Raw genomic sequence first — 11297 nt, forward strand, 5'->3', positions numbered from 1 at the left:
TCTAAAAGGGGAGCAGATACTGTCTACGACGGCGTCAGGCCTGCATCATGCCGAGGATCCAGACGACGAAGAACAGAAGCACCCCTGCCCCCCACCTGAGGGCCGCTTTCCCCTCGAAACGGTCCCGGGCCGGAAAGGCGCGCAGGATGAAGAAAACGGTGCAGATCACGAAGCCCCAGATCCCGCTTACGCAGACGATCGACCATAGCGTCGAGGCCATCAGTCCCTCCCCTTGGGGAGCACCGCGCGCAGCAGCGACCCCAGCTTGAGTTTCCAGACCATGAGCACCGCCTCGCGCACGATCTTTTTGGACATCTTCGAGGTGCCGGCATGACGGTCGATGAAGATGATGGGGACCTCGCTGATGCGGAACCCCTTCTCCTTGCAGCGGTAGTTCATCTCGATCTGGAAGGAGTAGCCGTCCGAGCGGATGTTGGTGAGGTCGATGGCCTTGAGCGTCTCGGCGCGGAAGCACTTGAAACCGCTGGTGCAGTCGGAGATGGTGAGCCCGGTGATCACCCTGGTATAGACGCTGGCGAAGTAGCTCAGCATGAGCCGGCGCAGCGGCCAGTTCACCACGCTCACCCCGTTCAGGTAGCGCGAACCGATCACCAGGTCGGCATTGCGGGTTTCCTCGAAGAAGTAGGGGATCATGGCCGGGTCGTGGGAGAAATCCGCGTCCATCTGCACCACGAGGTCGGCCCCCATGGCAAGCGCCTTGGCGAACCCCTGGCGATAAGCGGAGCCAAGGCCGAGCTTGCCGCTGCGGTGCAAAACGGAGACCCGCCCCGTTTCCGCGGCCAGGCGCTCGGCGAGCTCGCCGGTGCCGTCGGGGGAGTTGTCGTCCACCACCAAGAGCTCCAGCGCGGGGTTCAGGGCCAGAACCTGCCCGACCAGTTTTTCCAGGTTGTCTCTTTCGTTGTAGGTGGGGATCACCACGATAGGCTTGATGGGTTTCAAGGGGGGCTCGCTTTCCGTTTACATTGAACGGCTAAAACCGCAAAATCAGGGCCGCTTGGGGAGTTGAACGTCCCGAAAGTGGACCTCGCAGAGGATAAATGATTTTCATCGGGCAAGTCAAGCTAAAGGGATCGCGGCAAAGGCGGGAGGTGCGGCGGGAGCCCCCCCCCGACCAAGGGCGCGGAATGAAAAAAGGAAAGGCCGCCTGACTTGGCGGCCTTTCCTTTTGATGGCGGGGTTGACGGGGCTCGAACCCGCGACTTCCAGCGTGACAGGCTGGCACTCTAACCAACTGAGCTACAACCCCCAACTTATAAACCGGTTGAGAATCGGTTCTACGTTCTAAGTTCTACGTTTAAACCAGCACTAAGACGTAGAACTTAGAACCTAGAACGTAGAACTTGTCTTGTGGTGGGTGAAGAGGGGATCGAACCCCCGACATCCAGCTTGTAAGGCTGGCGCTCTCCCAGCTGAGCTATTCACCCATTAAATTTTATATGGCGGGGTTGACGGGGCTCGAACCCGCGACTTCCAGCGTGACAGGCTGGCACTCTAACCAACTGAGCTACAACCCCGCATCTACTGATCCCGGAGACCGGGACCTTGTTAAGCGTTGATCAGTTCCTTCAGGGTGTTGCCCGGCTTGAATTTCGGAGCGGTGGAAGCCGCGATCTCGATCTTCTTACCGGTCTGCGGGTTCTGACCGGTGCGGGCGGCGCGCTCGGCGACGCTGAAGGTGCCGAAGCCGACCAGGGTGAGCTTGTCGCCGGCGGCGAGGCAGTTGGTGAGTGCATCAAGAATCCCAGTGAGAGCCTTGTCAGCATCAACCTTCGTCAACTGTGCTTCTTCGGCAATGGCGCTTACCAATTCTGCCTTGTTCATTAGCTCCTCCTAGGTATGCATCGCAAAAGTGAAGACACTATATACCAGAGCATCGTTCGGGGTGTCAACCTTTTTTCTAATTTTTTTTCTAGTGCGGAACCACCGACGCCTCGGTTCCTTTTTGCGCCGCATCGGCGTAGAGAGCGGCGGCAGGGATGCCGACCGGGGCCAGCAGTGCGTGGCCGAGCACTTCGTCCATGTGGGCAACCGGGTGCACGGTGAGCCCGGCCAGGATCTCCTTGGGAACCTCGGCCAGGTCCTTTTCGTTCTCCTTCGGTATCAGCACGGTGCGGATACCGCCCCGCCCCGCTGCGAGGAGCTTCTCCTTCAGCCCCCCTATGGGGAGCACGGTGCCGCGCAGGGTGACCTCGCCGGTCATGGCGATGTCGCGCCGCACCGGCCTCCTGGTGAGCGCAGAGGTGAGCGCGCAGGCCATGGCGATACCGGCCGAGGGGCCGTCCTTCGGGATCGCCCCTTCCGGGACGTGGATGTGGATGTCGAGGTGCTGGTAGAAGTCCTTGGCGAACCCCAGGAGCTCCCCGCGCGAGCGGACATAGGTCATGGCGGCCTGGGCCGACTCTTGCATCACCTCGCCCAGCTTGCCGGTCACGGTGAGCTTACCCTTGCCCGGCAGCGAGACCACCTCGATATTGAGGAGTTCCCCCCCCACCTCGGTCCAGGCCAGGCCGGTCACGAGGCCGATGGCGTCCTCCTGCGCGATCTCCCCGTACTTGTAGCGGGGAGGCCCGAGGTAGCCGGCGATCTGCTTGGGCTGCACGGTACGGCGCAGCTTCCCCCCTTCGGCCAGTGCGAAGGCGATCTTGCGGCAGACCGAGCCGATCTCGCGCTCCAGGTTCCTCACCCCCGCCTCGCGGGTGTAACGGCGCACCAGTTCCAGGAGGGACTGGTCGGTGAAGGTGACCCCCTTGCCGGCCAAGCCGTTGGCCTCGGCCTGTTTCGGGATCAGGTACTCGCGGGCGATGGCGAGCTTCTCGTGCTCGGTGTAGCCGTCCAGCCGCACCACCTCCATGCGGTCCAGAAGCGGCCGCGGGATGGAGTGGCTGGAGTTGGCCGTGGTGATGAACATGACCTTGGAGAGGTCGTAGTCGAGGTCGAGAAAATGGTCGTTGAAGCAGGCGTTCTGCTCCGGGTCGAGCACCTCGAGGAGCGCAGAGGCGGGATCCCCACGGAAATCGGAACTCATCTTGTCGATCTCGTCCAAAAGGAATACGGGGTTGGACGAGCCGCACTTCTTGAGCGACTGGATGATGCGTCCCGGCATGGCACCGACGTAGGTGCGCCTGTGCCCGCGAATCTCGGCCTCATCGCGCACCCCCCCCAGCGAGATCTTCACGAAGTCGCGTCCGGTCGCCTTGGCCACCGAGCGCGCCAGCGAGGTCTTGCCGACGCCGGGAGGGCCGACCAGGCAGAGGATGGGCCCCTTCATGCCCGGCACGAGGGCATTCACCGCCAGGAACTCCAGGATCCTCTGCTTCACCTTCTCAAGGCCGTAGTGGTCGCCGTCCAGGCGGGCGCGCGCCTGCCGGATGTCGCGGTTTTCCTCGGCGTAGGCGCCCCAGGGGAGCGCCAGGAGCCAGTCCACGTAGTTTCTCACCACAGCCGCCTCGGCGGACATGGGTGACATAAACTTCAGCTTCTTGATCTCGCCCTGGACCTTCTGCTTGGCCTCGGCCGACAGCGGCAGCTTGGCGGCCTTCGCCTCCAGGTTCCTCAGCTCCTGCTTGAACTCGTCCTTGCCCCCCAGTTCCTTCTGTATGGCGCGGATCTGCTCGTTCAGGTAGTAATCCTTCTGGGTCTTCTCCATCTGCTTCTTGACCCGGGCGTGGATCTTCTTCTCGATCTGCAGGATCTCGATCTCGGCCCCCATCAGCGACAGCAGGCGCTCCATGCGCCGGGCCGGCTGCACCGCCGCCAGAAGCTCCTGCTTCTGGGCCACCTTCAGGTTCAGGTGCGGAGCGATGGTGTCGGCCATGCGGGAGGCATCGGCGATCACCTGCACCGACTGCAGGATCTCGGCCGGCACCGAGCTGTTCAGCTCGACGTAGCTCTCGAAGGAGGCGAGCACGCCGCGCTTCAGGGCCTCTACCTCGGTCACGTTGGAGCTCTTCTCGGCGAGGGTCTCCACCTCGACCTCGAAGTAATCGGTCCGGTCGCTGAAGGCGACGATGGAGCCGCGCCTTTTCCCCTCCACCAGCACCTTGACCGTGCCGTCAGGGAGCTTGAGGAGCTGGATCACCTGGCAGAGCGTACCGACCGTGTAGATGTCGGCAGGCTCGGGATCCTCGGTCTTGGCGTTTTTCTGGGTGGCGAGCAGGATCAGCTTGTCGTTCTGGGCCATGGCGGCCTCCAGGGCGAGCACCGACTTCTCGCGCCCCACGAACAGAGGTATCACCATGTGCGGGAAGATCACTATGTCCCGTAAAGGAAAGAGAGGGAACCTTTCCGGATTCCCTCTCTTTTTGCGTCTGCTGCTGGTTTCTTCAGTCATATGTCCCTGTTAGGCGCTTTCGGCCACGTTCTCGTAGACGATGATCGGTTTTTCCTTGCTGTAGATCACCTCTTCGCTGATCACCACTTCTTTGACCATGCTCTGGGACGGGATCTCGTACATGATGTCGAGCATCGCGTTTTCCAGGATGGAGCGCAGGCCGCGGGCGCCGGTCTTTCTCTTCAGCGCCTCGCGGGCGATGGCGATCAGGGAGCCGTCGGTGAACTTGAGCTTCACGTGCTCCATCTCGAACAGCTTCTGGTACTGCTTGATCAGCGCGTTCTTGGGTTCCTTGAGGATCTGCACCATGGCCTCCTCGTCCAGCTCGGAAAGCGAGGCCAGCATGGGGAGACGCCCGACGAACTCGGGGATGAAGCCGAACTTCAAGAGGTCTTCGGGGGTGACGCCGGCCAGGAGCTCCCCGGCCCTCTTCTCCACCTTCTTCTTGACGTCGGCGCCGAAGCCCAGGGTCTTCACCCCGATCCTCTGCTGGATGATGTTGTCCAGCCCCGGGAAGGCACCGCCGCAGATGAAGAGGATGTTGGTGGTGTCGACCTTCAGGAACTCCTGCTGCGGGTGCTTGCGCCCCCCCTTGGGAGGAACGCTCGCGATGGTCCCCTCGATGATCTTCAGAAGGGCCTGCTGCACCCCTTCACCGGAAACGTCCCGGGTGATGGAGGGGGAATCGGACTTCCTGGCGATCTTGTCGATCTCGTCGATGTAGATGATACCCTTTTGCGCCTTCTCCACGTCGTAGTCGGCCGCCTGCAGCAGGGTCAGGATGATGTTCTCGACGTCCTCGCCGACGTAGCCCGCCTCGGTGAGGTTGGTGGCGTCCGCCATGGCGAAGGGAACCTTGAGGATGCGGGCCAGGGTCTGGGCCAGGAGCGTCTTCCCCGAGCCGGTGGGGCCGAGTAGCAGGATGTTGCTCTTCTGCATCTCGACGTCGCCGGGCTTGGCGGGCGCCTCGACGCGCTTGTAGTGGTTGTACACCGCAACGGCCAGGACCTTCTTGGCGCGGGACTGCCCGATGACGTACTCGTCAAGGACCTCCTTGATCTCTTGCGGCTTGGGGAGCTTGCGGACGTCCGGTCCGGAGGTGTCCTCGAGTTTGGACTCCTCCGCGATGATGTCGTTGCAAAGTTCGATGCACTCGTCGCAGATGTAGACCGTAGGCCCCGCAATAAGCTTCTTCACCTCTTCCTGGCTCTTCCCGCAAAAGGAACAGATCAGCGTATCGGAACGGTCATCTCTTCTGCTCAATTGGCACCTCCGGTGACGACGTTTCTAGTCACAATGGCATCTATAATACCATATGTCTTCGCCTCTTCGCCCGACATAAAATAGTCGCGCTCAGTATCGGCAGCCACTTTCTCGACATTCTGACCGGTGTGCTCGGCCAAAAGTTCGTTCAGCTGGTCCTTCATGCGCAGGATCTCCTTGGCGTGGATATGGATATCCGTCGCCTGCCCCTGGAACCCTCCCAGCGGCTGGTGGATCATGATGCGCGAGTTGGCGAGGGAAAAGCGCTTTCCCTTCTCCCCGCCCGACAGCAGGAAGGCGCCCATGGAGGCCGCCTGCCCGATGCAGATGGTCGACACCGGGGCCTTGATGTAGCGCATGGTGTCGTAGATCGCCATCCCGGCGGTGACCACACCGCCGGGAGAGTTGATGTAGAGATGGATATCCTTGTCGGGATCCTCGGCCTCCAGGAAGAGGAGCTGCGCGATCACCAGGTTGGCGACGTTGTCGTCGATGCCACCCCCCAGGAAGATGATCCTGTCCTTCAGAAGGCGCGAGTAGATGTCGTACGACCTCTCGCCCCTGCCAGTCTGCTCCACTACTATCGGTACCAGCATGGAATCTCCTATTTAGCTTTCCGCCTTGGGAACCTCGGTCACCTTGGCGCGATCGATGATGAACTGCACCGCCTTGTCTTCCCGCATCTGGGCCATCAGGCTGTCCTTGGCGCGCTCGTTGGTCTTGTACAGCTGCGCCACCTTCTCCAGCGGCTGACCGGTCTGGCCGGAGATCTGGGCGATCTGCCCCTGGAACTCCTCCTCGGTCACCTCGATGGATTCCTTCTCGGCCACGGCGTCCACGATCACGGACCCTTTTACCTGGTCGCGGGCCACGTCGCGGAACTGGGCCTTGTAGCTGTCGTCGGTCATCCCCATCATCTCAAGGGACATCCGCTGGGAGGCGAGACGCTGCTTGGTGTTCTCCAGCATCATGGTGACCTGGCGGTCGACCAGGGCCTCGGGGACCTCGACCGGGTTCTTCTCGATCAGCGCCTTGAAGACGTTCGCGCGCAGGTCGTTGTTGATGCGGGACTCTTCCTGGGCCTGGTTGATCTCGGCCAGTTTCGCCTTCAGCAGGTCGAGGGTCTCGAACTCCTCGCCGAACTCCTTGGCGAACTCGTCGTTCAGCTCGGGGAGCTCCTTGATCTTGATCTCCTTGACGGTGATCTCGAAGTCGGCGGGCTTGCCGGCCAGCTCCGCGGAACCGTAGTTCTCAGGGAAGGTCACCTTGATGGTGCCGCTGGTCCCCACGGTCATGCCGACCATCTGGTCCTCGAAGCCCGGGATGAAGCGACCGGAGCCGAGTTCGAGCTGGAAGTCCTCGGCGGCACCCCCCTCGAACGGAACGCCGTCGATGGAGCCCTTGAAGTCGAAGGTGACGAAATCGCCCAGTGCCGCGGCATGCCCTTCCGGAGCCGGCGCGAGCTGCGCCATGCGCTCCTGCATCTCCTTGAGGCGGGCGTCGACCGCTGCAGGGTCGAGCACCAGCTGTTCCTTGGTCACCTCGAGACCGAGGTATTCCTTCAGTTCGACTTCGGGGAAGACTTCGATGGTCGCCGAGTACTTGAACGGCTCCCCCTTCTTGAGCAGCTCGCTTTCGATCATCGGGTAGGATACCGGGTTGAGGCCCTGCTCGGTGACGGCCTTGAAGTAGGTATCGTTAACGAGGCTCTTGGTCACATCCTCGGCCATCTTCTCGCCGTAGTGCTTCTCGATCAGGCTCATCGGGACCTTGCCCTTGCGGAACCCTTTGATGGCGGCATGCTTCCTTATTTCGGCATAGGCCTTGTCAACTTCAGCGGAAACTTTGTCTGCCGGAATTTCGAAGTTCAACTTCTTCTTGATGCTGTTGACCGATTCAACACTAATCTGCATGGAAAGTCCTCTCTTTGTTCACTTTATATGGCAGGCTCTCTGCCGTAATGCCTCGTGCATGATTGTCTGGGCGGGGGTTGTGGTGACGGGTCTGTCGGGGCATCCGCTAGTAAAAGCTGCCTCCCGGGAAGGGCTATGGCACCGGCGCTGTTCGCTTAGGGCGCGCGACAAGAGGGTAAAGTAGCAAAGAGGAAGGGAACTTGTCAATATAGAATTGGTTTCGCTTTAATCGCTTACGGCCGCGGCGGCCGGTCGGCGGCGGCGCCCGGAAACGAAAAAGCCGCCCCCCGGGTGGGGGGCGGCGGCAGGCAAGGGCAGACTAGTACGCCTCGTGGTCGGCGGCCACCGCCTCGGCGGTAACCCTCCCCCTGAAGAGCCGGTACACCCAGATCTTGTACAGGATCACGACCGGCACGAAGGTGAAGGCGACCCCGGTCATGATCTGCAGGGTGTACTCCGAGGAGGAGCTGTTGTAGATGGTGAGGCTGTACAGGGAGTCCATGCTCGAGGGGATCAGGTTGGGAAACAGCCCGATCACGCCGGTCCCCACCACGCCCAGGATGGTGACGCAGGAGGAGGCAAAGGCGGCGAGGGTGTTGCCCATGCCCAAAAGCGTGCGCACACCGACCAGGGCCGCCACGGCCAGAAGCGGCACCACCAGGAATACCGGAGCCTTCAGGTAGTTGTCGTAGAGCTTGGTCGCGAAGTTCGTGTAGCCCAGGAAGACCACAGCCACCACGAGGAGCGGGATCCACAGGGTGCGGGCCAGGGATTCGGCGCGCCGGCTCAGGTCGCCGGTACTCTTCACCGCCACGTAGAGGGCTCCGTGCTCCAGGAAGAGCATCACGAAGAGCAGGCCGCTCACGATGCCGTAAGGGTTCAACAGGGCGACGAGTGAGCCGTGGTACCCCGCCTGGTCCATGGGGAGACCGGAGAAGATGTTGCCGAAGGCGACGCCGAAGAGAAGCGCCGGCACAAAGCTCGAGATCACGATGGCCCAGTCCCAGCAGCCGCGCCAGGTGGCCCCCTCCTCCTTGCTGCGGAACTCGAAGGAGACCCCGCGCACGATCAGCGCGAAGAGAAGGAGGAGAAGCGGCGTGTACAGGTAGCTGAACATGAGGGCGTAGGTGGTCGGGAAGGCGGCGAACGTGGCGCCCCCGGCGGTGATCAGCCAGACCTCGTTACCGTCCCAGACCGGGCCGAAGCTGTTGATGACAACGCGCCGGTCGAGGTCGTTTTGGCCCAGCACGCGGTGCAGCATCCCCGCCCCGAGGACGAAACCGTCCAGCATGAAATAGACCGCCCAGAGAACACCCCAAAGTACAAACCATACGATATGCAGATCCATTGTCCCCCCCTAGTTTCTGAAGGCGTTGGTAGCGCCGACGTGAGTTTCTTCAGGCCCTTTGCGGGCAAATTTGGCCAACAGGTAGATGTCCACGAAGCCCAGCAGGCCGTAGAGAAGCGTGAAGCCGAGCAGCGAACCGATTACCTGGGACAGTTCCAGGGATTTGGAGACGGCGTCCGAGGTCTTCATGATGCCGTAGACGATCCAGGGCTGGCGGCCCACTTCGGAGACCAGCCAGCCAAGTTGGTTGGCGATGTAGGGGAGCGGAATGCAGAGTACCAGCAGCTTCAGGAACAGGGGGTACTTCTCAAGCAGGCCGTTTTTGGAGAGAAAGAGGCCGGCCGCCGAGAGGATGATGAACAGGGTGCCCAGCCCGACCATCAGGCGGAAGCTCAAAAAGACCGGGAGCACCGGCGGACGCTCGTCCTTCGGGAAGGAGGTGATGCCGCGGATCTGGGCGTTGGTGTCGTGGAAAGCAAGGAAGCTTAAAAGGCCGGGTACCGGGAGCGCGGAAACCAGGTTGCACTCGTTTTTCTCGTCGGGGAAGGCGATCAGGTGCATGGGAGCGTTGTTGCAGGAGTTCCAGACCGCCTCCATGGCGGCGAACTTGGCGGGCTGGGTCTTCGCCACGTCGGCTGCATGGAAGTCGCCGATGACGCCGACCATGATGGAGGCAACCAGCGCGAAGACGGCGGCCATGCCGAAGGAGGCCCTGAAGAATTCGCGGTTACGCGCCTTGAGCAGGTGGTAGGCGGAGATCCCCATCACGAAGAAGCCGGCCACCGTGTAGCCGGAGACGATCTGGTGCCCGAATTTCAGGAGCCCGAAGGGGTTAGTGACCAGCGCCATGAAGTCCACCATCTCGGCGCGCCCGTTGCGAAGCACGTACCCCACAGGGTGCTGCATCCAGCCGTTGGCCAACAGAATCCAAAGCCCCGAGAGGTTGGTCGCCAGCGCCACCAGCCAGATGGAGACGGCGTGGAACCGTTTGCTGACCTTGTCCCAGCCAAAGGCCCAGACCCCGATGAACACGGACTCCATGAAGAAGGCCACGGTTGCCTCGATGGCAAGAGGCGCTCCGAAGATGTCGCCGACGTAGCGCGAGTACTCGGCCCAGTTCATGCCGAACTGGAACTCCATGGTGATACCGGTCACCACGCCGAGGGCGAAGTTGATCAGGAACAGCTTGCCCCAGAACTTCGCCATCCTCTTGTACATCTCGTTGCCGCTCAGCACGTAGCGGGTCTCCATCATGGCCACCAGGACCGACAGCCCCAGGGTCAGCGGGACGAAGATGAAGTGGAACATGCTGGTGATGGCAAACTGCAGCCTGCTCAGGGTTAGTACATCCATTGTTTCGCTCCTTGAATAGAATTGAACAGTTGGCCCTCCCGGGCCCTTCTCGACGGTACTTGATATTAGCGGTCACAAAAGACTAACAGGACCTTCTTTATCTTAATTATGGGCAAATTTTTTTTGCTGGCTCAGGAATCCTGGTTGCGGGCCAGTGTGTCGATAGTGACGCCGTCGAGGATATGGACCACCTCGGTCTGTACCTGTTTCCAGACAGCGTGCACGCGGCAGGGGCCTCCCCTGTCGCAGGCGCTGCCCAGAAGGCAGCGGTTGGGGAGAATCGGTCCCTCTACAGCCTCGACCACCTCACGCAAGGTGATGGCGGACGCAGGGCGCGCCAGGACGAAGCCCCCGCCGGTACCGCGGGAGGAGGTGACCAGGCCCAGCTTGGCGAAGCTTTGGAAGATCTTGGCCAGGAAGGTCTGCGGCACCTCGGCAGCAGCGGCGATCTCGCTGATAAGCGAAACACGTCCCGGTGGTTGCTGGGCCAGGTAGATGATGCCACGGATTGCGTATTCGCCCTTGCGGGTCAGTTCCATCATAAAAACACCTTTAGGACCAATTTGATCCCCTTTATAACCGACCCCCCGGATGGTGTCAAGACAAAATCTGATATCCACAACTTTCTGTAGAGGCGGTGGCAGTTCGAGGTTCGAGTCAGACCGCTGGGCAGACCGCTGGGCAGACCGCTGGGCAGACCGCTGGGCAGACCGCTGGGCAGACCGCTGGGCAGACCGCAGGGCAGACCGCTTGGGCAGACCGCTTGGGCAGACCGCTGGGCGTGCGCAGGACGGGCGGGCAGTACAAGGAATGGGTAAGCACGGGACATAAAAGGGGGGGGCCGGAGACGCCCCCCCCTTCGAATCGGTCTGTGATTTGGATCAACCCAGGAGGCTGTTGAAGTTCCTTGCTCTGTTGGCGAGGATGGTGGGATCGAGCACCTCGCCGCAGCAGGTGCATTTCCAGGCGTCGAACGATCTCACGAAGTCGTAATATTTTTCCGCAAACATCCTGCCTTTGCATTTAGGGCATTTCATAAGCCGTACCTCCCAACAAAAAGTTGATTAAA

Annotated in this window: 11 protein-coding genes and 3 tRNA genes; all 14 read right to left on the reverse strand. The window is 61.3% G+C overall.

Features of this window, described 5'->3' with window-relative positions; all coding sequences use genetic code 11:
* Nucleotides 1-34 precede the first annotated feature (34 nt).
* Complete coding sequence (locus tag KP003_RS13190; protein ID WP_216499459.1) at nucleotides 35-220, reverse strand: hypothetical protein; 186 nt, start codon at nucleotides 218-220, stop codon at nucleotides 35-37.
* Nucleotides 220-960 carry a polyprenol monophosphomannose synthase gene (locus KP003_RS13195; protein WP_236026947.1) on the reverse strand — a complete coding sequence of 247 codons (741 nt, stop codon included), beginning with the start codon at nucleotides 958-960 and terminating at the stop codon, nucleotides 220-222. Before KP003_RS13195 ends, KP003_RS13190 begins: the two co-directional genes overlap by 1 nt.
* A gap of 230 nt (nucleotides 961-1190) precedes the next feature.
* Nucleotides 1191-1267, reverse strand: a tRNA-Asp gene (locus KP003_RS13200).
* A gap of 102 nt (nucleotides 1268-1369) precedes the next feature.
* Nucleotides 1370-1445, reverse strand: a tRNA-Val gene (locus tag KP003_RS13205).
* Nucleotides 1446-1458: 13 nt separating this feature from the next.
* Nucleotides 1459-1535: transfer RNA gene (locus tag KP003_RS13210), tRNA-Asp, on the reverse strand.
* A gap of 31 nt (nucleotides 1536-1566) precedes the next feature.
* Nucleotides 1567-1842 (reverse strand): HU family DNA-binding protein, encoded by a 276-nt coding sequence (locus KP003_RS13215; RefSeq protein WP_216499460.1) that lies wholly within the window; start codon nucleotides 1840-1842, stop codon nucleotides 1567-1569.
* A gap of 88 nt (nucleotides 1843-1930) precedes the next feature.
* The gene (gene lon / locus KP003_RS13220) at nucleotides 1931-4351 is read right to left on the reverse strand and encodes an endopeptidase La (protein WP_216499461.1); all 2421 of its coding nucleotides are present in this window, start codon (nucleotides 4349-4351) and stop codon (nucleotides 1931-1933) included.
* A 9-nt stretch (nucleotides 4352-4360) separates the two neighbouring features.
* Nucleotides 4361-5614, reverse strand: a complete 1254-nt coding sequence (clpX, locus tag KP003_RS13225) for an ATP-dependent Clp protease ATP-binding subunit ClpX (protein ID WP_216499462.1) — start codon at nucleotides 5612-5614, stop codon at nucleotides 4361-4363.
* Nucleotides 5611-6210 (reverse strand): ATP-dependent Clp endopeptidase proteolytic subunit ClpP, encoded by a 600-nt coding sequence (clpP, locus tag KP003_RS13230; RefSeq protein ID WP_199387858.1) that lies wholly within the window; start codon nucleotides 6208-6210, stop codon nucleotides 5611-5613. The genes clpX and clpP overlap by 4 nt, the downstream gene beginning before the upstream one ends.
* Before the next feature lie 12 nt (nucleotides 6211-6222).
* Entirely contained in the window at nucleotides 6223-7527 is a 1305-nt protein-coding gene (gene tig, locus KP003_RS13235) for a trigger factor (RefSeq protein WP_216499463.1), read from the reverse strand.
* 319 nt (nucleotides 7528-7846) lie between these two features.
* Complete coding sequence (gene cydB, locus KP003_RS13240; protein ID WP_217299667.1) at nucleotides 7847-8875, reverse strand: cytochrome d ubiquinol oxidase subunit II; 1029 nt, start codon at nucleotides 8873-8875, stop codon at nucleotides 7847-7849.
* Nucleotides 8876-8884: 9 nt separating this feature from the next.
* The gene (locus KP003_RS13245) at nucleotides 8885-10228 is read right to left on the reverse strand and encodes a cytochrome ubiquinol oxidase subunit I (RefSeq protein ID WP_217299668.1); all 1344 of its coding nucleotides are present in this window, start codon (nucleotides 10226-10228) and stop codon (nucleotides 8885-8887) included.
* A 131-nt stretch (nucleotides 10229-10359) separates the two neighbouring features.
* Nucleotides 10360-10770, reverse strand: a complete 411-nt coding sequence (locus KP003_RS13250; RefSeq protein WP_216499466.1) for an RrF2 family transcriptional regulator — start codon at nucleotides 10768-10770, stop codon at nucleotides 10360-10362.
* A 339-nt stretch (nucleotides 10771-11109) separates the two neighbouring features.
* Nucleotides 11110-11265 carry a hypothetical protein gene (locus KP003_RS13255; protein ID WP_012529698.1) on the reverse strand — a complete coding sequence of 52 codons (156 nt, stop codon included), beginning with the start codon at nucleotides 11263-11265 and terminating at the stop codon, nucleotides 11110-11112.
* Nucleotides 11266-11297: the final 32 nt, after the last annotated feature.

This window comes from Geomonas diazotrophica (genome assembly GCF_019063885.1).
GTDB lineage: Bacteria > Desulfobacterota > Desulfuromonadia > Geobacterales > Geobacteraceae > Geomonas > Geomonas diazotrophica.